Annotated in this window: 21 protein-coding genes; 10 read left to right on the forward strand and 11 right to left on the reverse strand. The window is 71.9% G+C overall.

Annotated elements, in window-relative coordinates; translation table 11 throughout:
* Positions 1-5: 5 nt before the first annotated feature.
* From ACIBHX_RS24910 to ACIBHX_RS24930, 5 genes are read right to left on the reverse strand one after another with little or no spacing between them, the layout of a single operon-like run.
* Positions 6-782 (reverse strand): ATP-binding cassette domain-containing protein, encoded by a 777-nt coding sequence (locus ACIBHX_RS24910; protein WP_397069621.1) that lies wholly within the window; start codon positions 780-782, stop codon positions 6-8.
* On the reverse strand, positions 779-1759 hold the full coding sequence (locus tag ACIBHX_RS24915) for an ABC transporter ATP-binding protein (RefSeq protein WP_397069622.1): 981 nt from the start codon (positions 1757-1759) through the stop codon (positions 779-781). Before ACIBHX_RS24915 ends, ACIBHX_RS24910 begins: the two co-directional genes overlap by 4 nt.
* A complete protein-coding gene (locus ACIBHX_RS24920; protein WP_397069623.1) occupies positions 1756-2547 on the reverse strand; it encodes an ABC transporter permease in 792 nt (263 codons plus the stop codon). Before ACIBHX_RS24920 ends, ACIBHX_RS24915 begins: the two co-directional genes overlap by 4 nt.
* Positions 2544-3494 (reverse strand): ABC transporter permease, encoded by a 951-nt coding sequence (locus ACIBHX_RS24925; RefSeq protein WP_397069624.1) that lies wholly within the window; start codon positions 3492-3494, stop codon positions 2544-2546. The genes ACIBHX_RS24920 and ACIBHX_RS24925 overlap by 4 nt, the downstream gene beginning before the upstream one ends.
* Positions 3491-5092, reverse strand: coding sequence for an amidohydrolase (locus ACIBHX_RS24930; protein ID WP_397069625.1), 1602 nt, complete (start codon positions 5090-5092; stop codon positions 3491-3493). The genes ACIBHX_RS24925 and ACIBHX_RS24930 overlap by 4 nt, the downstream gene beginning before the upstream one ends.
* A 107-nt stretch (positions 5093-5199) precedes the next feature.
* On the opposite strand from ACIBHX_RS24930, the gene ACIBHX_RS24935 reads away from it, so the two are divergent.
* Positions 5200-6837: a SulP family inorganic anion transporter gene (locus ACIBHX_RS24935; protein ID WP_397069626.1), complete on the forward strand. Its 1638-nt coding sequence runs from the start codon at positions 5200-5202 to the stop codon at positions 6835-6837.
* Positions 6838-7040: 203 nt separating this feature from the next.
* Here the strand turns inward: ACIBHX_RS24935 and ACIBHX_RS24940 are convergent, their stop codons facing one another.
* The 4 genes from ACIBHX_RS24940 to ACIBHX_RS24955 all read right to left on the reverse strand — a co-directional run bounded on the left by ACIBHX_RS24940 (position 7041) and on the right by ACIBHX_RS24955 (position 13831).
* Positions 7041-8672, reverse strand: coding sequence for a PHP domain-containing protein (locus ACIBHX_RS24940; RefSeq protein ID WP_397069627.1), 1632 nt, complete (start codon positions 8670-8672; stop codon positions 7041-7043).
* A gap of 62 nt (positions 8673-8734) precedes the next feature.
* Positions 8735-11740, reverse strand: a complete 3006-nt coding sequence (locus tag ACIBHX_RS24945) for an alpha-mannosidase (protein ID WP_397069628.1) — start codon at positions 11738-11740, stop codon at positions 8735-8737.
* A gap of 1 nt (position 11741) precedes the next feature.
* Positions 11742-13082: a 6-phospho-beta-glucosidase gene (locus tag ACIBHX_RS24950; RefSeq protein WP_397069629.1), complete on the reverse strand. Its 1341-nt coding sequence runs from the start codon at positions 13080-13082 to the stop codon at positions 11742-11744.
* Positions 13079-13831 (reverse strand): DeoR/GlpR family DNA-binding transcription regulator, encoded by a 753-nt coding sequence (locus ACIBHX_RS24955; RefSeq protein WP_397069630.1) that lies wholly within the window; start codon positions 13829-13831, stop codon positions 13079-13081. The genes ACIBHX_RS24950 and ACIBHX_RS24955 overlap by 4 nt, the downstream gene beginning before the upstream one ends.
* Before the next feature lie 125 nt (positions 13832-13956).
* Between ACIBHX_RS24955 and ACIBHX_RS24960 the strand changes: the two genes are divergently transcribed.
* The 6 genes from ACIBHX_RS24960 to ACIBHX_RS24985 all read left to right on the forward strand — a co-directional run bounded on the left by ACIBHX_RS24960 (position 13957) and on the right by ACIBHX_RS24985 (position 18592).
* Positions 13957-14907 (forward strand): carbohydrate kinase family protein, encoded by a 951-nt coding sequence (locus ACIBHX_RS24960; RefSeq protein WP_397069631.1) that lies wholly within the window; start codon positions 13957-13959, stop codon positions 14905-14907.
* Between the two features lie 4 nt (positions 14908-14911).
* Positions 14912-16174, forward strand: coding sequence for an ABC transporter substrate-binding protein (locus ACIBHX_RS24965; RefSeq protein ID WP_397069632.1), 1263 nt, complete (start codon positions 14912-14914; stop codon positions 16172-16174).
* Position 16175: 1 nt separating this feature from the next.
* Positions 16176-17084: a carbohydrate ABC transporter permease gene (locus tag ACIBHX_RS24970; protein WP_397069633.1), complete on the forward strand. Its 909-nt coding sequence runs from the start codon at positions 16176-16178 to the stop codon at positions 17082-17084.
* The gene (locus ACIBHX_RS24975) at positions 17081-17902 is read left to right on the forward strand and encodes a carbohydrate ABC transporter permease (protein ID WP_397069634.1); all 822 of its coding nucleotides are present in this window, start codon (positions 17081-17083) and stop codon (positions 17900-17902) included. Before ACIBHX_RS24970 ends, ACIBHX_RS24975 begins: the two co-directional genes overlap by 4 nt.
* Positions 17903-17991: 89 nt before the next feature.
* On the forward strand, positions 17992-18294 hold the full coding sequence (locus ACIBHX_RS24980; RefSeq protein ID WP_397069636.1) for a hypothetical protein: 303 nt from the start codon (positions 17992-17994) through the stop codon (positions 18292-18294).
* Between the two features lie 91 nt (positions 18295-18385).
* On the forward strand, positions 18386-18592 hold the full coding sequence (locus tag ACIBHX_RS24985; RefSeq protein WP_397069637.1) for a histidine kinase dimerization/phospho-acceptor domain-containing protein: 207 nt from the start codon (positions 18386-18388) through the stop codon (positions 18590-18592).
* Between the two features lie 104 nt (positions 18593-18696).
* Here ACIBHX_RS24985 and ACIBHX_RS24990 read toward each other — a convergent pair whose 3' ends face one another.
* Complete coding sequence (locus ACIBHX_RS24990) at positions 18697-19089, reverse strand: MerR family transcriptional regulator (RefSeq protein WP_397069638.1); 393 nt, start codon at positions 19087-19089, stop codon at positions 18697-18699.
* Positions 19090-19140: 51 nt separating this feature from the next.
* Between ACIBHX_RS24990 and ACIBHX_RS24995 the strand changes: the two genes are divergently transcribed.
* The 3 genes from ACIBHX_RS24995 to ACIBHX_RS25005 are packed head-to-tail and all read left to right on the forward strand — an operon-like array spanning position 19141 to position 21998.
* Positions 19141-20043, forward strand: coding sequence for an NAD(P)/FAD-dependent oxidoreductase (locus tag ACIBHX_RS24995; protein WP_397069639.1), 903 nt, complete (start codon positions 19141-19143; stop codon positions 20041-20043).
* 2 nt (positions 20044-20045) lie between these two features.
* Complete coding sequence (locus ACIBHX_RS25000; protein ID WP_397069640.1) at positions 20046-21419, forward strand: MDR family MFS transporter; 1374 nt, start codon at positions 20046-20048, stop codon at positions 21417-21419.
* A gap of 57 nt (positions 21420-21476) precedes the next feature.
* Positions 21477-21998, forward strand: coding sequence for a GNAT family N-acetyltransferase (locus ACIBHX_RS25005; protein WP_397069641.1), 522 nt, complete (start codon positions 21477-21479; stop codon positions 21996-21998).
* On the opposite strand, the gene ACIBHX_RS25010 is transcribed toward ACIBHX_RS25005, so the two are convergent.
* A complete protein-coding gene (locus ACIBHX_RS25010) occupies positions 21991-22341 on the reverse strand; it encodes a DoxX family protein (protein WP_397069642.1) in 351 nt (116 codons plus the stop codon). The two genes, ACIBHX_RS25005 and ACIBHX_RS25010, sit on opposite strands and share 8 nt — an antisense overlap.
* Positions 22342-22382: the final 41 nt, after the last annotated feature.

A 22382-nucleotide genomic window follows, 5' to 3' on the forward strand; every position in this document is an offset into this window, starting at 1 on the left:
CGAACTCACTCCTTGGGGGATGGCGTCCAGCCGGGGCGCGGGATGCTGCTGAGCAGCAGCCGGGTGTAGGGGTGGGCGGGACGGTCGAGCACGGTGGCGGTGGGGCCGCGCTCCACGATCCGTCCCTGGCGCATGACGATGGTGTCGTCGGTGATCTGCCGGATCACGGCCAGGTCGTGGCTGATGAACAGGTAGCTGACGCCCGTGCGGGCGCGGATGTCGGCGAGCAGGTTGAGGATCTGCGCCTGGATCGACACGTCCAGCGCCGAGACCGCCTCGTCCAGGATGACGATCTCGGGTTCTGCCGCCAGCGCGCGGGCGATGGCGACCCGCTGGCGCTGCCCGCCGGACAGCGCCTTGGGCAGCGCGCGCAGTTGGCGTTCGTCCAGGCCGACCAAGGCGGCCAGCTCGCGCACCCGCTCGCCGAGCCGGGCACGGCCGAGCCCGAAGTGCAGGCGCAGCACCTCGGCCAGGCAGTCGCCGACGCGCTGGTGCCTGTCGAGCGAGGTGTAGGGGTCCTGGAAGACGATCTGGATCTTCCTGCCGCGTGCCCGCCAGGCCTTGGCGCGCCGCGCCGGGTGGGTGTGGTCGGCGCCGTCGATGACGATGCGGCCTGCGCTCGGCCGTTCCAGGCCGATGAGCATCCTGGCGGTGGTGGTCTTGCCGGAGCCGGACTCGCCCACCAGGCCGAGCGAGCCGCCGGCCGGCAGCTCGAACCCGACGTCGTCCACGGCGACGAAGCCGCCGAAGACCTTGGTGAGTCCTTCGACGACGAGGGTCACGGGGCCACCTTTCCGCGCAGCTCGAGGGTCCGGCGGCAGCGGCTCTGCCCGTCGCCGAACGCGCGCAGGTCCTGGACGCCCTCCCCGCACTCGGGCTCGGCGTGGCGGCAGCGCGGCGCGAACGCGCAGCCCTCGGGCGCCTCGTAGGCGGTGGTCGGCTGGCCGGGGATGGCGTCCAGCCGGGCCGCGGCACGGCCGAGGTCGGGGCGGGCCTGGACGAGCGCCGCCGTGTACGGGTGCAGCGGATCGCTGTGCAGCCGGGCGGAGGCCTGCCGCTCGACGACCCGGCCCGCGTACATGACGACGGTCTGGTCGCACACGGCCGCCGCCAGGTCGAGGTCGTGCGTGATGAACAGCATGGCCATGCCGTACTCGCGGCGCAGCCTGGCCAGGATGCCCATCACCTCGGCCTGCGTGGTGACGTCCAGCGCGGTCGTCGGCTCGTCGGCCAGGATCAGCCGCGGCCTGACAGCGACCGTCGCGGCGATCATCACCCGCTGCAGCAGGCCGCCGGACAGCTCGTGCGGGTACTGCCGCAGCCGCCGCTCCCCGTCGGCGATGCCGACCTGGGCGAGCAGTTCGACCGCCTGGCGGTTCGCCTCGCGGGAGCCGAGCCCGCGGTTGACGCGCAGCGCCTCGGTCAGGAAGTCGCCGATGCGGCGCACCGGGTTGGTGTGCGCCCGCGGATCCTGGAAGATCATCGCGACGTCCTCGGCCCGGTAGCGGCGCAGCGCCGCACCCCGCAGGTCGAACACCGCGGCGCCGTCGACGCACACCCGGCCCTCGACCTGCGCTCCTGGCGGCAGCAGGCGGGCGATGGCGCGCGCGGTCATCGACTTGCCCGACCCGGACTCGCCGACCAGCCCCAGCGTCTGCCCTGGCGCGAGGCTCAGCGACACGTCGTGCAGGACGGTGCGCGGCACGCCGTCCACCGGCAGCCGGATCGTCAGGCCCTCTATCCGCAACAGGTCACTCATGCCCTGGCCTCCGCCCGTGCCGTGAGCCGGTCGCCGAGCAGGTTCGCCGCCGCGACCGTGGCCACGATCAGCACCCCGGCGTACAGGGATTCCTGTGGGTAGCGCTGCATGATGCCCGGCAGGCCCTCGCCGACCATCGCGCCCCAGTCGGCGGTGGGCGCCTGCACGCCCAGCCCGATGAACGACAGCCCGGCCAGGTCGATCAGCGCGAAGCCGAACGTCAGCGTCGCGTTCGCCACGATCAGCGTGGCGATGTTGGGCAGGATGTGCCGCAGGCAGATCGTGACGCCCCGCAGCCCCTGCACGCGCAGCGCGGAAACGTACGGCATGCCCCGCTCGCGCAGCGCCGCGCTGCGGACGATCCGCGCCAGGTACGGCGTGTACGAGATCGACAGCGCCACCGCCGCGGCGGTCAGCCCAGCGCCGAACAGCGCGGTGGCCAGGATCGCCAGCAGCAGCCCGGGGAAGGCGAACAGCGCGTCGCTCACCCGCGCCACCACGGCGTCGAACCAGCCGCCGAACCACACCGCGGCCAGCGCCAGCACCGTCCCGGCCAGCGTGCAGGCCACCACGACCAGCACGGGGCCCACCAGCGCCGTGCGGGCTCCGAAGACCAGCCTGGTCAGCAGGTCCCGGCCGCTGGCGTCCTGGCCGAGCAGGTGCTCCAGGCTCGGCGCGCCGTACGCCTGCGACAGGTCGAGGGCGTTCGGGTCGGCCGAGGCGAGCAGCGGCCCGGCGGCGGCCAGCAGGAACACCAGCACCAGCACGATCGCGGCGGCCCGGCTCATGACGGCCTCCGCCCGAGCGCGATGCGCGGGTCCAGCAGCGAGTAGGCCAGGTCGATCAGCGTGTTCAGCACGATGAACGCGGCCACGTACATCAGGCAGATCGCCTGGACGACCGGGAAGTCCTTCTGCTGCACCGAGCTGACCAGATAGCTGCCCAGCCCGTTGAGCTGGAAGGCCTGCTCCACGACCACGCTGCCGGCGATCAGCCCCGCCACGGTCAGCCCGGTCACGGTCAACACCGGGATCGTCGCGTTCCGCAGCACGTGCCTGCGGACGATGAAGCGGTACGGCAGGCCCCGGCTGACGGCGGTCTGCACGTGGTCGGCGGCCAGCTCCTGGCGCACCGCCGCCTGGGTGAGCCGGGCGACGAACGCGACCGAGGCCAGCGCCAGCGCCGCCGACGGCAGCACCAGATGCCCGATCCGGTCCGTCAGCCCCGACCCGGAGCCGAAGACGGGGAACCAGCCCAGGTCGACGGCGAACACCAGCGTCAGCACCATCGCCGCCACGAACGCGGGCACCGCCATCGCCGCCGTGGACAGGCCCATCAGCGAGGTGGCCACCACCCCGGGCCGCAGCCCGGCCAGCACGCCGATGGCCAGCCCCGCCACGATGATGAGCACCGCGGAGAACAGCACCAGCGCCACCGTGTTCATCGCCCGGCCGGCCAGCAGCGAGCCGACACTGTCGTGGAAGAGGATCGAGGTGCCGAACTCGCCGCGCACCACCCCGGTCAGCCACCGCCAGTACTGCGCGGCCAGCGGCTCGTCCAGGTGGTACTGCGCGTTTAGCGCCGCGATCGCCTGCGGCGTCATCGACCGCCCGTGCGTCAGGAACGTGATCGGCGAGCCCGGCGCGGCGTACAGCGCACCGAAGATCACGAAGCTGGCCACGAGGAGCGTGGCGACCAGCCCGCCCAGGCGGCCTGCCAGGAACCGGGCGCTCATGACGCCCACACGCCCGTGCCGCCGACGACGGTGCGCAGCACCCGGGCCCGCAGCAGCTCCTCGGCCGGCAGGTCGAACACGTCGCGGTCGAGCACCACGAAGTCGGCGAGCAGGCCAGCCGCCAGCCGCCCGACCTGCTCCTCGGCCCGGCAGGCCCACGCGGCGTCGCGGGTGGCGTGGGTGACCGCCTCGGCCAGCGGCAGCGCGTAGCGGGCCACGTTGGCCGGCAGGCCGGGATCGAAGGCCGAGCGGCGGGTCGCCGCGATGAACATGTTCCGCAGTGGGGCGTACGGCGCGGTGGGGGAGTCGGTGCCGAAGGCCAGCGGCGCGCCCGCCGCGGTCATCTCCGGCCACGGGTATCCCCGCTCCACCCGCTCGTCGCCGAGCATCGCCCGCCAGTTGGCCTGGATGGCGGGGTCGGCGTGGACCGGCTGCATGCTGGCCGTGATGCCGAGCGCCGCCAGCCGCCGGATGTCGGCCTCCTCGGCCACCTCCAGATGCTCGATGCGGTGGCGGCGCGGCCCCGGCCCGTTGACGCGCACCGCGTGCTCGACGGCGCCGATCGCGATCCTGATCGCCTCGTCGCCGATCGCGTGCATCGCCACCTGCAGCCCGGCCGCGTCGGCCGCGGCCACCACCGGGGCGAGCGCGTCCAGGTCCCAGATCGGGCCCGGCAGCGACCCGTTGGCGTACGGCCGGCCGAGCGCGGCCGTGCAGCCGTCCACGGTGCCGTCCACCATGATCTTGATGCCGGTGACCCGCAGCCACGGCGAGGTGTGCAGGGCGGCCAGCTCGGCGGCCCTGGCGACGCTCGCGAGCGCGTCGTCGTGGCGGCGGATCACCCAGTGGCCCACCAGCCGGGCCGTCAGCGTGCCCGCCCGCTCGGCGCGGGCCATCGCGGCCAGGTCGGCCTCGTCCAGGCCCATGTCGACCGCCGCCGTGACACCCGACTCGCGGTAACCGCGCAGCGCCGCCCGCAGGTCCTCGTCGCGGTCGGCGTCGGACACCCCGGCGTCGAGCACCGGCCAGACCAGCTGGTGCATGGCGGTCTCGTCGATGTAGCCGGTGGCCTCGCCCGTCTCGGGGTCGCGGGCGATCGTGCCGCCTTCCGGATCCGGGGTGCTCGCGTCGATGCCCAGCTCGGCCAGGGCGGCGGTGTTGAGCCAGATGGAGTGGAAATCGGCGGCCTGCGCGTACACCGGCCGGTCGGGCACCACCGCGTCCAGCATCTGCCGGGTCGGCCTGCCGCCGGGCACCTCGGCGTGCTGCCAGCCGTAGGCCCGCACCCGCTTCGCGTCGGGGTGCGCGGCCGCCCACTGTCCGATCCTGCACTGGATCTCGGCGAGCTCGCCGGCGCCGGTCAGATCGGCCTGGTGGCTCGCCGACCCCGTGGACAGCACGTGCGCGTGCCCGTCGACGAAGCCCGGCAGCACGAGCGCGCCGCCGAGATCCACCTCGGTCACGCCGGGGCCCGCGAGCCTGCGGGCGGTGCCGGCGTCGCCGACATAGCCGATGCGGCCGTCGGCGACGACCATCGCCTCCGCCCACGGCCGGCGGTCGGCCGTGAAGAACCGGGCACCAAGGAACAACTGTGGCATCGCCAAAGACCTCCGATCGACGGTTGCGACATCACAGCACCTGGCACGTTACCTGTCAATGCCCCTGACATTCTCAGTGACGCATCCGTCGGTGCGAGACTGGCGGCGTGATCGGATACCGGCGCGCCTGGTTGCGCGGCGACCTGCTGGCCGGGCTGACCGTGGCCGCCTACCTCGTGCCACAGGTCATGGCCTACGCCACCGTCGCGGGACTGCCTCCCGTGACGGGGCTGTGGGCCAGCCTGGGGCCGCTCGTGCTGTACGCGGTGCTCGGCTCGTCACGGCAGCTGTCGGTGGGGCCCGAGGCCACCACCGCGCTGATGACCGCCGTCGCCATCGGGCCGATCGCCACGGGCGACCCGGCCCGCTACGCCCAGCTCGCCATCGGGCTGGCCGTCATGGTCGGGCTGCTGTGCCTGCTGTGCCGTTTGCTCCGGCTCGGCTTCGTGGCCGACCTGCTGTCGCGGCCGATCCTGGTCGGCTACATGGCCGGCGTGGCGATCATCATGATCGTCAGCCAGCTCGGCAAGGTGACCGGCGTGCCCGTCTCGGGCGAGAGCGTGCTGGAGGAGCTGGCCTCCTTCTGGCGCGGGATCGGGGCCGTCCACCCGCTGACCCTGCTGGTGGCGGCCGGGGTGCTGGGGTTCCTGCTGCTCCTGCAGTGGCGGCTGCCGGCCCTGCCGGGGCCGCTGATCGCCGTGCTGCTGGCCACCGTCTGCGTGACGGTGTTCGGGCTCGACCAGCAGGGCGTGCGCGTGATCGGGGCGATCCCTTCTGGGCTGCCGCACCTGGTCCTGCCCGACCTCGGCGACGCCCGGCAGCTGGTGCTGCCCGCGCTCGGCGTGCTGCTGGTCGGCTACAGCGACAACATGCTCACAGGCCGCGCCTTCGCCGCCAAGCACCGCCAGCAGATCGACGCCAACCAGGAGCTGCTCGCGCTGGGCGTCGCCAACCTCGGATCCGGATTTTTCGGCGGATTTCCGGTCAGCAGCAGCGGCAGCCGTACCGCTCTCGGCGACGCGGCCGGCGCGCGCACCCAGCTGTACTCGATCGTGGCGGCGGTGTGCGTGGTCGCCGTGCTGCTGTTCGGCGGGCCGCTCCTGGCCGATTTCCCCGTCCCCGCGCTCGGGGCGCTGGTGATCTACGCCGCGCTGCGGCTGGTCGACCTCCCCTCGTTCCGCCGCCTGGCCGCCTTCCGCCACAGCGAGCTGCTCCTCGCGCTGGCCGCGCTCGCCGGAGTGCTCGCCTTCGACATCCTGTACGGCGTGCTGCTAGCGGTGGCCCTGTCGGTGGCCGAGATGCTGCACCGGGTGGCCAGGCCACACGACGCCATCCTGGGGCTGGTCCCGGGCCTGGCCGGGATGCACGACGTCGACGACTACCCCAGCGCCCGCACCATCCCCGGCCTGGTCGTCTACCGATACGACTCGCCGCTGTTCTTCGCCAACGCCCAGGACTTCCGCCGCCGCGCCCAGGCCGCCGTCGACGAGAACCAGGGCTCGGTCGCCTGGTTCGTGCTCAACGTCGAAGCCAACGTGGAGGTGGACATCACCGCGCTGGATGCGGTGGACTCGTTGCGGCAGGAGCTGGAGGGCCGGGGCATCGTCTTCGCCATGGCCCGCGTCAAGCAGGATCTGCGCACCTCGCTCGACGCCTTCGGCCTGACCGCCGCCATCGGCGAGGACCACCTGTTCCCCACGCTCCCCACGGCGGTGGCGGCCTACCAGGCCGCCACCGGCGCGTGAACGCCTCAGTGGCGGGCGGCTCCCGGGAGGACGACGGCGGCCTCGCCGGGGAGGTCGAACAGAAGCCGGCGGGCTCCTGGCCGGAGGGCATGTCCTCCTCGAGGTAGGTGCTGACGTCGCCGTCGGAGTGGTAGCCATCCCGCTCAGCCCACGCCCCCGCGCGGCCCCGGCGAGTCCGCCTCGCAGGTGGGGTCCCTGGGCGCTCAGCCGCCGGTGACGTCGACGAAGATCGGGTTGGCGTAGAACCACAGGTCGCCCCAGGGGCTGTCGTTCTGGCCCGTGTCGGCGGCCGGCTCGATGCTCCCAGGGGCGTGCCGGTTGCCGTCGGTGCCGCGCAGCCGCACGTAGAACGGCTCGCGCACGTCCCTGAACCGGTAGGTGAAGCGGGCGGGACCGTGGCCGCGCGGCTCGAACGACCGCACCACCCGCACGTCGGCCGCCGTCGCGGCGTCGCGGTCGGCCTGCGCACCGGTGACCGCGCCGCGGATGAGGTCGATCCTGGCCAGGCGGGGCACCTGGCCCGCGGCGTTCGGCCGGGTGGCAGGCTCGGCGTGGACCGTGATCGTCACGTCGTCGCCCCGCCGTACCGTGAGCCGGCCGCCCAGCGTGACCTGCCCGTTGCCGGGGGCGTGCGCGTTGACGTGCAGCGCCTCGACCAGGCCGCCCATGCCGACCCACACGCGGCCCGCGCGCAGGCCCTCCATGACCGCGCCGTAGTCGCGCGAGGCGGCGCCCACCACGGTGCGGCTGAACTGGCCCGGCCAGAAGTCGGCGTGCCGCTGCGGAAGGCCGGTGTCGACCGGGTCGGGGTACCTGCCGTGCGTGTCGTACCAGTCCGCGGGCACGGCGGGCCGGGTGAGGGTGTCCTGGTCGTAGAAGTGGCCGTCGCTGTTGGAGGTGATCCACCAGCCCTTGCCCTCGGCGAGCATGGAGTCCCACATCCCGCCCAGGATCGCCGCCGCCGAGTCGAACCCGCCGTAGGTCGGGTAGTGCTCCTGCCGCCATCCCGGCCACGAGTCGGCGTCCGGGGTGTTGTTGTAGTCGCCGCGGGCCCTGATCTCGTTCTGCGCGCCCGGCGAGCCCTCCATGCCGATCGCGATGTACGGCGCGGCGTCACGGAAGGCGCGCAGCTCGTGCGGGGCGTACCGGCCACGCCGCATCACGTGGTTGACCAGGAACAGCGCCTGGCCGGCCGCGCCGCTGCGCAGAGCCGCGTCCAGCCAGGCCAGCGCCTCAAGCGCCTTGGCCTCGTTGGCGGGGGACGAGGCGCCGGTGCCGTTGACCCGCGAGTCGAAGAGCCGCTCGAAGACGCGCAGCAGCCCGATCTCGTCGCGGGCGCCGTCGAAGAACACGGTGGCGTGCTCGCCACCGGGCACGTTCAGCTCCAGCCCCTGCCACACCAGCATGTCCGGGTGCCTGCCGCGGGAGGCCAGCACGTCGGCGTAGGTGGACTCCACGGCGAACTTCTCGTGCGCGGCGTGCCCGTGGTCGGTGATGACCATCCAGTCGAGCCCGTGTCCGGCGCCGCCCGCCACCTGCTGCTCGATGGTGTACATGGCGTCGTAGCTGTACTGGGTGTGGATGTGGTGGTCGCCGGCCAGCCACTGGTAGCCGCGCGATCCGCCGCCGCGGACGGTCGCCGCGGCGGGCAGGCCACCCAGCACGGGAGCGACGGCGGCGCCCACGCCGAACAGGCCCACCCGGCGCAGGAACGAGCGGCGGCCGAGGTCGGCGGGCGACAGCGCGTCGTCGGGGATCCCCACGTCGGCGTACTCAGGGCCGCCGAGCGGGTGGTCATGGTGATGGTGGTGGTCATGGGCAGCGGTGCGGCACATGGGGGGCTCCTAGGGGGTTCGGGGTCATCCATGATCACCGATGCGTGGCGACCGTAACGTCGTCACCTGCGGCGCAGCCGCAGCGTCAGGATCTGGAACGGGCGCAGGCCGATCGGCACGCTGCCGTCGGCGTCCGCGGCCAGGGTCTCGCCCAGCGGGCGTTCCAGCAGGTCGGTCACCGTCACCTCGGTGATCGGGAAGGACGCGCGCAGCCGCGTGGCGGCACGCCCGCCGAGCGACTCGTACACCCTGACCACCACGTCGCCGGAGGCGTCGTCGGCCAGCTTGACCGCCTCGATCCTGGCGGCCCTGCCATCCAGGCTCACCAGCGGCTCCGGAACGGGCCCCGCGCCGCCGGAGACCACGCGCGCCGGCAGGTTGAGCGCGTACCCGGCGTCCACCGCCTCCGCGATCGACGCGCCGGGCACCAGGGCGTACGTCATCCGGTGCCTGCCCTGGTCGGCCTCAGGGTCGGGCGACTGCGGCGCCCGCACCAGGCTGAGCCGGGCGGTCGTGGTGGTGCCGCAGTCCTGGCGGGTGGTGCGGGTGACGTCGTGCCCGTAGGTGGCGTCGTTGGCGATGGCCACGCCGTACCCCGGCTCGCCGACGTGGATCCACCGGTGACAGGAGATCTCGAACCTGGCGGCGTCCCAGCTGGTGTTGGTGTGCGTGGGCCGGTGAACGTGCCCGTACTGGATCTCGGCGGCCGACCGGTCGGCGTGCACGTCCAGCGGGAACGCGGCCTTGAGGATCTTCTGCCGCTCGTGCCAGTCGATCTCGGTGGCGATCTCGATGCTCGGGCTCCCCGCCCGTACGGTGACCGTCTGCGTCACCCGCGAAGCGCCGAACGAGCGCTCCACCCTGACCGCGCCCGCCAGCGGACCACGCGAGACGACCGTGACGGAGTCGGCGTGGGTGAGGTCGGTGCGCTGCCGCCGGTAGTGCGCGTCGATGTCCCAGGCGTCCCATTGGTTCGGGAAGTCGGCGTGCAGCTGCAGCAGGTTGCCGCGCGTGCCAGGCGCGAGCACCTCACGCCCGGCGACCAGATCCCTGACCGAGGCGAGCAGCCCGTCCCCATCGATCACGACCCTGACCAGCCCGTTGTCCAGCGTGGTGCCCTCGACGGTGACGGGCGCGCCGGGCTCCGGGAGGGTTTCGAGCCTGGCCATGCCGCCGCCGGGGACGCTCTCCACCGGCTGCGGGGCGGTGTTGAAAACCCAGGGCGTGGTGCCCGTCCCGGCCAGCGCCGTGGTGGCGGCGGTGATGATCTCCTCGAGCTCGGCGTGCACCCGGGCGTAGGTGGCCTCGGCCTCCTTGTGCACCCAGGCGATCGAGCTGCCCGGCAGGATGTCGTGGAACTGGTGCAGCAGCACCACCTTCCACAACCGATCCAGCTCGTCGTAGGGGTAGGCGAACCCGGCGTGCACCGCCGCGGTCGCCGCCCACAGCTCGGCCTCGCGCAGCAGCGACTCGCTGCGCCGGTTGCCGGCCTTGGTCCGTGCCTGCGAGGTGTAGGTCGCCCGGTGCAACTCCAGGTACAGCTCGCCCGACCAGACGGCGGCGTCCGGCAGCTCCTCGCGGGCCGCGGCGAAGAACGCGTCCGGCGGCTGGACGACCACGCGGGGCGAGCCTTCCAGGTCCCGCAGCCGCCGCGCCCTCTCCAGCATCTCGCGGGTGGGCCCGCCGCCGCCGTCGCCGTGCCCGAACGGCAGCAGCGACCGCGTGCCCGCGCCCTTCTCGGCGTAGTTGCGCACCGCGTGCGCCAGCTCGCTCCCGGCGAAGGTGCCGTTGTAGGTGTCGGCGGGCGGGAAATGGGTGAAGATCCGAGTCCCGTCGATGCCCTCCCACCAGAACGTGTGGTGCGGGAACTTGTTCGTCTGGTTCCACGAGATCTTCTGGGTGAGGAACCAGTCCATCCCGGCCAGTCGCGCGATCTGCGGATAGGCCGCCGTGTAGCCGAAGGAGTCGGGCAGCCACACCCCGCGGCACTCGACGCCGAACTCCTCGGCGAAGAACCGCTTGCCGTGCACCAGCTGCCTGGCCAGAGCCTCCCCGCCGGGCAGGTTGCCGTCGGCCTCCACCCACATGCCGCCCACCGGCACCCACTGCCCGCCCTTGACCGCCTCCCGGATGCGGTCGAAGATCTCCGGCCAGCGCTGCTTGACCCAGGCGTACTGCTGCGCCTGCGGCCCCGCGAAGACGAACTCGGGGTAGTCGCGGGCCAGCGCGGTGACGTTGGCGAACGTGCGGGCGTTCTTGCGCTGGGTCTCGCGGATCGGCCACAGCCAGGCGGAGTCGATGTGCGCGTGGCCGACCCCGGAGATCGTGTGCGCGCTGGCGTGGGCGGGGGAGGCGAGGACCGCGGCCAGGTGGGCTCGCGCCTGGCTCGCCGTACCGGAGACATCGTGGATGTCCAGCACGTCCAGGGCCCGCTCGAGGGCGCGCAGGATCTCGTGGCGGCGCGGCTCGGCCTGCGGCAGCTCGGCCATCAGCTCGCGCAGGACCTCCAGGTCCAGGCGCAGGTGCCAGACCTCCTCGTCCAGGACGGCCAGGTCGGCGTGGGCGAAGCGGTACAGCGGCTCGTCACCCGCCGTCGCGAGGTCGCCCAGCGGCGTGGGCAGGAAGCCGTCGGCCAGGATGTCCGGGTTGGCGGCCATCTCCAGCATCAGCCCGACCTGCGGCCCGGTGACCGGGACGTACTGGTTCTGCGGCTCGAGGCCCTTGATCGGGTCGCCGGACAGGTCGTAGACCAGCGCCTCCGCCTGGCCGCCCGGCCAGTCGCCGACGAACCCGAGGTCGAAGACGGCCTCCACGCGCCGCCCCAGCCATTCGCCCGGCACGGTGCCGGTGGCGCGCAGCCAGGTCGTCGACCAGGGGCGGCCCCAGCGGGTGCCGGCGGCGAACGGCTCGTACGTCGCCGCGAGCGCCTCCTCGAGGGGGACCGGCTCGCCCGGGACGTGCCAGGCGGCCAGCTCCAGCGGGATGCGAGCCGCGTAGACCGCGGGCGCGATGCGCTCCCGCAGCATCCGGTCGATCCGCTCCTCGACGAGCTTGCGGTCGTCGTGCATGTCAGGCCCTTCCGCGCAGGTAGCCGAGCTGGGGGAGCTCGGCCTCGTACCGTTCGAGGAGCCGTCCCGCCACGGCGACGGAGTCGACGAGCGGATGAAGGGCCAGCGCGCGCAGCGCGGCCTGGCGCGAGCCGTCGGTGGCCGCCTCGATCACCGAACGCTCCACCGCCTTGACCGTCGTCACCAGGCCCGCCGCGTGCCCGGGCAGAGGGTCGGCGGCCAGCGGGCGGGCCCCGTCGGCGTCGACCGAGCAGGGCACCTCCACCACGGCGTCGTCGTCCAGCGGTGACAACGTGCCTCGGCCGCGCACGTTGAGGATGAGCGTGGTGCGCTCGTCCAGCGCGATCGCCCGCATCAGCGCCAGCGCGACCCGCTCGTACCCGCCCGACTCCAGGTCGCACGACTCCCGCTCGCCCACGCCGGCCGCCTGGCGGTTCTCCGCCATGTACGTGCTCTCCCGCTCCAGCCTGGCGTCCTCCCAGGCCGCCAGCGCCGGCCCGTCCTCGTGCGCGTAGAAGCGCCGCTGCTGCTCGATCAGCAGGGCTCCGCGGGTACGGCCGGCGGCGCGGCTCGCGGCCACCGCCTCACGGTTGAAGTAGTAGTAGTGCAGGTACTCGTTCGGGATGCAGCCGATCGTGCGCAGCCATGCGGCGCCGAAGAGCTTGCCCTCCTCGAAGGAGGTCAGAGCCTGCTCGTCGGCCAGCAGCTCGGGCAGCAGGTCCCGCCCGTCGACGTGCACGCCGCGCAGCCAGCCGAGGTGGTTGAGCCCGGCGTAGTCCAGCCGGACCGTCGCAGGGTCGGCGCCCAGAGCCCCGGCCACCCGGCGGCCGAGCCCGACGGGCGAGTCGCAGATGCCGATGACCCGCTCGCCAAGGTGGTGGGACATGGCCTCGGTCACCATGCCCGCCGGATTGGTGAAGTTGATGACCCACGCCTCGGGCGCGACCGCGGCGATGCGCTTGGCCAGCTCGACGGCGAACGGGAGGGTGCGCAGGCCGTAGGCGATGCCGCCCGCGCCCACCGTCTCCTGGCCGATCACGCCTTCCTCGATCGCGACCCGCTCGTCGACGGCGCGTCCCTCCAGCCCGCCCACGCGGATCGCGGAGAAGACGAAGTCCGCGCCCTTGAGCGCCTCGTCCAGATCCGTGGTGATCGTCACGTCCGGGGCGTCGGCGACGCCGTCCGCCATCTCCGCCAGCACCCGGCCGATGGCCGCGATCCTGGACTCGTCCAGGTCGTGCAGCGTGACGTGGGTGACGCGACCGCTGCCCCGGTCGTTCAGCAGCGCCCGATACACCAGCGGCACGCGGAAGCCGCCGCCGCCCAGGATGGTCAGCCTCATACCTCGATCACCTCGACGCCCGCCTCCCGGAGCGTGGACAGCGTGCCCGGATCGGTGCCCGCGTTGGTGACGACGACGTCGAGCTGCTCGGGACCGCACACCCTGGCCATCCCGGTCCCGGGGAACTTGCCGCTGTCGGCCACGAGCACGACGTGGTCGCTCGCGGCGATCATGGCGCGCTTGACCGGGACCTCCACCACGGTGGTGTCCATGACGTGGCCGCCAGGTCGTACCCCGCTCGTGCCGAGGAACAGGCGGTCGGCCTTGATCTGCCGGAGGTTGTCCTCGGTCAGGAAGCCCACCAGCGACCGGTAGTCGCGGCGGACCATCCCGCCCAGCAGCAGCAGCTGGATGCCCTCGTCGTCGTTGAGCTCCTCGAGCACGGCCAGGCTGCTGGTGACCACGGTCAGGTTGCGGCCGCGCAGATGCCGGGCCACCCGGTGCGCGGTCGTGCCGATGTCGAGCAGGACGGTCTCACCGTCCCTGACGAGTTCCGCGCATTTCTGCGCGATCCTATCCTTCTCTTCTGCGCGCACGGCCGACACGTCGAGGAAGGGCTCGTCCTTCCCCTCGATCGGCATGGCGCCGCCGTACACGCGCCGCAGCAGGCCCTCGTCATCCAGCTGGACCAGGTCGCGCCGGATCGTCGCCACGCTGGTCTCCAGCCGCTCCGCCAGTGCCTCGACCGTGGCGGTGCCCTCGGCGCGCAGGATGCGCAGTATCAATTCGTGCCGTCGGTCTCGAAGCATGACTGGGACGTTAGCGCTCAAAGTCGCTCAAGGCTAGGGGGCAATTTCGCTCAAACTCTTGCGAACTTTGGCAAAGCGGTGCACCATCCACCGTAATTTGAATCGCACGCCCGAGGTGAAGCGTCGTGACCCACCCCCGCCAACTCGATGTCCTCGTCTCAGGTCTGCTCTTCTTCGACGTCGCGTTCTCCGGCCTCGACCACGCCCCCCAACCGGGGACCGAGGTCTGGACGTCCGCGATGGCCTCAGGGCCGGGCGGCATCGCCAACTTCGCGTTCACGCTGAGCAGGCTCGGGCTGCGCACGGGCCTGGCGGCGGCCTTCGGCGACGACCCGCTCGGCGGCTACTGCTGGCAGTTGCTGGCCGACGGGGAAGGCGTCGATCTCACCCTGTCGCGGCGCTTCCCCGGATGGGCCACCCCCACCACCGTGTCGCTGGCCTACCAGGGCGATCGCGCCCTGATCACGCACGGCGCGGCGCCGCCCATGGCCGCCGACGAGATGATCGGCGATCCGCCGCCCGCCAAGGCGGCGATCGTCCACCTGGAACTCGAACCCGTGGCCTGGCCGCTCAGGACGGGCGGCCTCGTCTTCGCCGACGTGGGCTGGGATCCGTCCGGACAGTGGTCGCGGGCGATGCTCGACCAGCTCGCCGCCTGCCACGCCTTCACCCCCAACGCCCACGAGGGCATGAGCTACACCAGGACCGGCACGCCCGAGGCGGCCGTGCGCAGCCTGGCGGAGCTGGTGCCGCTGGCCGTCGTCACCTGCGGCGGCGACGGCGCCCTGGCCATCGACTCGGCCACCGGCGAGACCGCCCGCGTCCCCGGGCTGCCCGTCGAGATCGCCGACCCCACCGGAGCCGGCGACGTGTTCGGCGCCGCGCTCGTCGCGGCCACCCTGGCCGGCAGGCCACTGGTGGAGCGGTTGCGCTTCGCCAACCTCGCCGCCGCGCTGTCCGTCCAGCGGGTCGGCGGAGCGGTCTCCGCGCCCAGGCGGGACGAGCTCGACCACTGGTGGCAGCACCTCACCGACCCCGACCTCCGCCGTGACTATGCCTTCTTGAAGGAGCTATGAGGCCATGGAACTCACCCGCAGGACGTTGATTCAGGCAGGACTCCTCTCCCTCGCGCTGGCGGGCTGCTCTTCTGGTAACGGCAAGGGGGGCGGCACCAAGGAGCTGACCCTCTGGTACTGGGGCGGCGGCCTCAGCGACAAGGTGGTGGCCGACGCCGTCAAGCAGTTCAAGCAGATCACGCTCAAGCCGTCGGTGATCGGCGGCGACTTCAAGCAGAAGCTCGTCACCACGATGAACGGCCGCAAGTTCGTGCCCGACATCACCGGCATCAAGGGCGAGAACATCGCCTCGATGCTGGACGAGGCCAACCGGTTCATCGACCTCAACACGCTCGGCGCCGACAAGCTGGCCGGCCAGTACGTGCCGTGGAAGTGGAAGCAGGGCTCCACCAAGGACGGCAAGCTGATCGGCTTCCCGATCGACATCGGGCCCACCGCGATGTTCTACCGGCAGGACATCTTCAAGAGGGGCGGGCTGCCCACCGAGCCCGCCGAGGTCACGGCGGCCATGTCCACTTGGGAGGACCTGTTCGCCGCCGGGCAGAAGCTGAAGAAGGCCGTGCCCGACGCCTTCATCGTCGACAGCGTCCTTCAGGTGTTCACGGTGGCCGTCGGGCAGGGCGACAAGCGCTTCATCGACCAGAGCAACCACTTCATCGGCGACCAGGACCACATCCGCAAGGCGTGGGACGTCGCCGTCAAGTCCGTCGAGATGGGCGTCGCCGCGCCCAAGTTCGACGGCCAGGACCTCAACGCCGCCATGACCAACGGCAAGCTGGCCGCCATCCAGGGCGCCGCGTGGTCGGCACTCGACATCAAGAACGGCGCCCAGGGCACCGACGGCAAGTGGCGGGTGGCGGCCGCCCCGGTAGGCCCCGCCAACATCGGCGGCTCGTTCCTGGCCCTGCCCACCACGTGCCGCGATCCCCAGCTGGCCTTCCAGATCGTCACCTGGCTGCTCAGCGCCGAGAACCAGGCCAGGGGCTTCACAGACGCCGCGCTGTTCCCGTCCTCACCGGCCAGCTACGCGCTGCCCGCCCTCACCCAGGGCGACGCGTTCTTCGGCGGGCAGAAGACGATCGAGGTGCTGGGCGAGGCGGCCAAGAAGGTGCCCGTGCAGTACGAGGCCTCCGCGGACGCCGCCGTGAGCCAGCCGTACTCCGACGAGCTGACCAACGTGTGGGTCAAGGGCAAGAACCGCGACCAGGCCTGGAACGACGCGGTCGCCGCCGCGAAGCAGATCGCTGAACGCCAGGGAGTGAGCTGACGTGGAGTCCCGCAGGCTGCGGTCTTACTGGCCGCAGTACCTGGCGATCTCGCCGTTCTTCGTGCTGTTCCTGGTGTTCATGCTGATCCCGATCCTGTTCTCGCTGTACCTGGCCTTCCAGAAGTGGGACGGCCTGGGCGAGATGGAGTTCGTGGGCCTGCGGAACTTCCAGTTCCTGATCAAGGACTCCACGTTCTGGCTGGCGCTGAAGAACACCTTCCTGATCTGGTTCATGTCCACCGTGCCGACGCTCTTCCTGGCGCTGGTGCTGGCGAACCTGCTCAACTCCACGGTCCGCTTCGCCGGCGCCTACCGGATCGCCTACTTCGTGCCGAACGTCACCTCGGTCGTGGCGATCGCGATCTTCTTCGGCTCGGTCTTCAGCACCAACGCCGGGCTCATCAACATGCTCCTCGGCTGGCTGAGCGCCTCGCCGGTGCCCTGGCTCGTCAACGAGTGGACCATCAAGGTCGTCATCGCCACGCTGATCTGCTGGCAGTGGACCGGCTACAACGCGATCATCTACCTGGCCGGGCTGCAGGCCATTCCGAGCGAGCTGTACGAAGCGGCCAAGATCGACGGGGCCGGCGCCGTCCAGACGTTCTTCCGCATCACCATCCCGCAGCTGCGGCCGATCATCCTGTTCACCGTGGTCATCTCGACCGTCAACGGCATGCAGACCTTCACCGAGCCGCAGGTGCTCTTCTCCAGCAACGCCGCCAATGCCGCCAACGGCGGCGGCCCCGGCTCGGCCGGGCTCACCGCGATCCTGTACTTCTACCGCGAGGCCTTCAACAACAACGACTACGGGTACGGCGCGGCCATCGCCTGGGCCGTGTTCGTGGTCATCCTGCTGTTCACCGCGATCAACTGGCGCCTCGTGGCCCGTCCCCGCAAGGAGGCGGCATGAACCGGTTCCGTGGCGTGGGCCTGCACCTGACGCTGCTCGTCGGCGTCGTCATCTCGCTGTTCCCGTTCTACTGGACGGCGGTCATGGCGACCAACACCACCCGCGACATGTACCGGGTGCCGCCCAAGCTGACCTTCGGCCCCGAACTGTTCGCCAACATCGGGCGGGTGCTGGACAACATCGACTTCTTCGGCTCGATGCTCAACACCACGATCGTGGCCACCAGCGTCACGCTGCTCGTGCTGTTCTTCGACTCGCTGGCCGCCTTCACCTTCGCCAAGTTCGCCTTCCCCGGCAGGAACCTGCTGTTCGGGCTGCTCATGGTGACGTTCATGCTGCCCGGCCAGCTCGCCCTCATCCCGCAGTTCGTGATCATGGTGGACCTGGACTGGGTGGGCACGCTCAAGGCGCTGATCATTCCGGCGGCGGCCAACGCGTTCGGCATCTTCTGGATGCGGCAGTACATCAGCGGCGCGGTGCCTGACGACCTGCTGGCGGCCGCCCGAATTGACGGGTGCGGCTTCTTCCGTCAGTACCTGTACGTGGTGCTGCCCGTGATCCGGCCCGGGCTGGCCTTCCTCGGCATCACCACGTTCATCGGCGCGTGGAACGACTACGTCTGGCCGCTGATCGTCATGGTGGACCCGTCCAACCTCACCCTCCAGGTGGCGCTCTCGCAGCTGAACACGGCGCATGACAACGACTACAGCATGATCATGGCTGGGACGCTGCTCGCCGTACTGCCGCTCGCTCTGGTCTTCACCCTGTTCGCCCGCGGCTTCATCCGCGACGCCATGAAGGGGGCCCTACGCGGCTGACCACCCCGAATACCCAGGCCTGCCCTCTTGCGGACGTTATGACCTGTCATAGCGGGTACAACCTGCAGTGATGAGGAAGGGAAGCCGCGATGACCCGCACGTTGGGGGCGGCTGTCGAGAAGGCGCGCCTGGAATGTGAGGCGACGGCCGCCGACCTGGAGGCGCACCCGCTGAGTGCCGACCGGGTACACGCGCACCGCCGCGCCCAGGCTCTGTACGGCTGGTGGCGGCTCGTGGCCGGTTACGCCACGGACCGGGAGGTCAACCCGATCAGGGCCGTCGACAAGTTCGGCCACTGGATCGGCTCCTACGTCGACTCGGACGAAGATCCGGACACGGCCGACGCGGCCCGGGAGTTCCTGCGCCAGGCCAAGGAGGTCGGCGACACCTGATCGGCCCTGCTCCACGTGCCATCGCGCGAACAGGTACCGCATGAGTACTTCTCCCGTGCCGCTTCCATCGTTCGCTGGTCATGCTTGAACGATGGAGATGACCCTGACCGCCATCGGGCGCGAGCGCGCCCTGGGCTCGCAAGCCTCACACGACCTGCGGACGCCGCTGGCCGGGCTGCGGGCCGAGCTGGAGGAAGCGCGACTGCACCTGGACCAGACCAGACTCGACGACCTGCTGACCCGGGCGCTGCGCAACCTCGACCGCCTCCAGGCGACCATCGAAGAACTCTGCCTGTAAGGGCGGCTCTTTCGACCTCCGGCACACCTACCCGTCAGCCGTAGACGGCGTAAGGGGTCCTCCACGCCGGGGGCGCGCCTGATGCCGCCTGCGACCCGGCACTGTCAGCCGAGGCTCTCGACCATGCGCCGGTAGGCGGGGCACTGGGTGAAGTCGTCGGCTCGGCACTGCATGACGTGCTCGATGAGCACCTTGGACGCCTCGATCTCCCGGAGCCGCCGCTCCAGCTCCGCATGATGCCGCCGCAGGAGCGCCCGCCGTCCGACCTGGTCGGAGACCTCGAGCATCTCGCGGATCTGGTCCAGGCTCATCCCCGCCGACTTGGCGCGGATGATCGTCATCACGCGGACCGCGTGGTCTCGGGTGTAGCGGCGCCGGCCGTTCACCCGGGCGGCCGGCGTCAGCAGGCCCATCGCCTCCCAGTGGCGCAGCACGTGCGGCGCGAGCTCGAACCGCTCGGCCAGCTCCCCGATGCGCATCGAGTCACTTGACTTCATGTTGACATTAACTTGCAGACTTGCCTCCACGTCAACCTGTGGAGGCACGACATGTACGACGTCGCGATCGTCGGCGCCGGCCCGGCCGGCATGGCCGCGGCCCTCACCCTTGGCCGTACGCACCGCTCGGTGCTCCTGCTGGACGCAGGGGAGGGGCGCAACGCCCCGGCCGAGGCGGTGCACAACTTCCTGACCAGGGACGGCACGCCGCCGGCCCGCCTGCGCGAGCTGGGCCGCGAGGACCTGTCGGCCTATCCGACGGTCGAGTTCCGGCGCGGGCTGGTCACGGGCGTCGAAGGCGCCTTCCGCTTGACCGTGGACGGCGGCGGCGAGGTGCGGGCGCGCCGCCTGCTGCTGGCGACCGGGCTGGCCGACGAGCTGCCCGGCCCGCGCGGCGTCGAGCGGCTGTGGGGCCGCTCGGCCTTCCACTGCCCCTACTGCCACGGCTACGAGTGCACCGGCAGGTCGGTCGCGGTGCTCGGGTCCACTCCCGCTCGGGTACGGCTGGCGCTGCAGCTGAGCCGTTTCGCCGGGGACGTCGCCCTGTGCACCGGCGGCGAGCCGCTCGACCCGGCGGCGCGGGCGAAGCTGGAGGCCCACGGCGTCACCGTCCGCTGCGAGGCGATCGCCCGCGTGGAGGCGCCGGGCGACGTGGTGTTCGACAGTGGTCCTGCGCTGGCCAGGGATGCGCTGTTCGTGGTCAACGTGCCGCGCCAGCGCTCGGACCTGGCCGCCCGGCTCGGCTGCGCGATGTTCGCCGACGGGTGCGTTGAGGTCGACGAGTTCGCCAGGACCAGCGTGCCGGGCGTGTACGCGGCCGGAGACATGGCGCGGCGGGCCACCGTACCGATGCCGCTGGCGGCGGTCATCGCCGCGGCGGCCAGCGGTACCGTCGCGGGCGCGGTCGCCGACCAGGACCTGCTCGACGACGACTTCGACCTGGCCAGGAGCTGATCGTGAGGTCGAGAACGCTCGCCACGGCCGGCCTGCAGATCGGCATGCTGCTGTCGCTGATGGACCAGACGGTGGTGGCCATCGCCCTGCCCGACATCGTCGCCGAACTGGGCGGGATGGACGCGATCGGCTGGATCGTCACCTCCTACGTGCTGGCCTCGACCGCGACCGGCGCGCTCTACGGGCGCCTCAGCGACCGTTTCGGACGCCGGGCCACGTTCATCACCGGCATCGCCGTCTTCATGGCCGGCTCCGCGCTGTGCGGCATGGCCCAGACGATGGGGCAGCTGATCGCCGCCAGAGCCCTGCAGGGCGTGGGCGCGGGCGCGCTGTTCGTGCTGCCCACGATCGCGCTGTCGGAGCTCTACCCGTCGCGGCTGCGCGGCCGCGTCCAGGGGTTCACCGGCGGAGTGTTCGCTCTGGCCAGCGTGGGCGGCCCGCTGGCCGGCGGCGCGATCACCGACGCTTCGAGCTGGCGCTGGATCTTCTACGTCAACCTGCCGCTCGGGCTGATCGCCCTGGTGCTGGCCGGGTTCGCGCTGCGCCTGCCCAGGGCGGGCGGCGACGGCAAGGTCGACGCCCTCGGGGCCGGGCTGATCGCGGGTGCCGTGGTGAGCCTGTTGCTGGTCTCCTCCTCCGCCGTCTGGGCGCCTGTCTCCGCGGTGCTCGCGGCGCTGTTCGTGTGGTGGGAACGGCGGGCCGCCGGCCCGCTGCTGCCGCCGCGCCTGTTCACCAACCACGTGCTGCGGGTCGCCCTGCCCGCCACCGCGCTGCTCGGGGCGTTGCTCGGCGGCTCGATCGTCTACCTGCCCACCTACCTGCAGGCCGCGTACGGCATGGGCGCCACCCAGGCGGGGCTCGCGCTCAACCCGTACGTCCTGACGTTCATGATCGTGTCCTTCGTGGCGGGCGCCCGAATCGGCACCCGCTTCAAGCCCTACCTGGTCGCGGGCTCGGCGATCGTGACGCTGGGCTTCGCCCTGCTGAGCCTCCTGGACCCCGGCGTCCCCTACGCGGTGCTCGCCGTGGAGGTCGGCGTGCTGGGGGCCGGCTTCGGCCTGCTGATGCAGAACCTGGTGGTCGTCGCGCAGAACGCGGTCCCTCCTGCGGACCTGGCCGCCGCCAGCTCCGCCGCGGTCTCGATCCGCGGCCTGGGCCTCTCGCTCGGCGTGGCCGGCTTCGGCTCCCTACTCACCCAGCGCCTCCACGGCCACCCGCCCACCCCGCAGGCCACGGCCGCCGCCATCCCCGACGCCCTCACCTGGGGCATCCCCGCCGCTCTCCTCCTGGTCGCCCTCATGACCCTGCTACCGCGAGCCGCCGCGAAACGGGCGTCCACCTCCCCGGCATCTCCCAGCTACAGCGAGACACCGTGATCGCCGCCGCGGGTTCATCCGGTGGACAGCGGCGGCCTTCCTCAAGAGCCTTAAACCATGCCGGAACTGATGCCGCCCGCCATCACGGTCCACGAGTCCTTCGTCGCCGCCGTCCGCGAGTTCCACACCCACCCCGAGCCGCCGCCCTGGTTCGTCGCGAGCCTGAATGCCGACGGGCTGTCCGACCCGGGCGCGTTCAATCGCTACGTGACCCGGCTGCTCGACGAATCCCTGGAGAGCACCCCACGCCCGGAGGGGTTCGTCCCATCCACCACCCTGTGGTGGATCGACGGCCAGGAGTTCCTCGGGCGGCTGGCCATCCGCCACCGCCTCACCCCGGCCCTGGAGGACGCCGGCGGCCACATCGGCTACGACGTGCGCCCCACCGCCAGGAACCGGGGCCACGCCACCGCCATGCTGCGCGCCGCCCTGCCGGTCGCGTGTCGGCTCGGCATCGACCCGGTGCTGCTCACCTGCGACGACACCAACGAGTTCTCCCGTCGCGCGATCGAGCGCAACGGCGGCCGCTTCATCGGCCGGCGGGGCGTCAAGCAGCGTTTCCTCGTCCCCACTAGGTGAGGGTGGCCAGGACGAGGGAGGCGACGGCCAGCGCGAAGAAGGCCGCGGGGAAGCCGATCGGCCGGAAGACGCGGGCGCGCACGTGCACGGCGAGCGCGCCGGCGAAGAACAGCACGAGCCCGGCCGCGGCGGCGGTGCCGATGTAGGGGACGCTCAGCAGGCCGAGCAGGAGGCCGGCGGCGCCGGCGGCCTTCGGCAGGGCGAGCAGGGGGAGCCAGGACCGCGGGATGCCCACGGCCGCCGCGTTGACCAGGACGACCCTGGCCCGCGCGAAGTCCGCGATGGCGGCCCACGCGTTGGCCACGATCGTGAGGAGGGTTAGGGCGACGTATGCGGCCTGCATGCTCCGAGTCTCGAGGGGAGCCGGATCGGGCGTCCAATACC

The sequence above is a fragment of the Nonomuraea sp. NPDC050536 genome (assembly GCF_044457685.1).
Lineage (GTDB): Bacteria > Actinomycetota > Actinomycetes > Streptosporangiales > Streptosporangiaceae > Nonomuraea.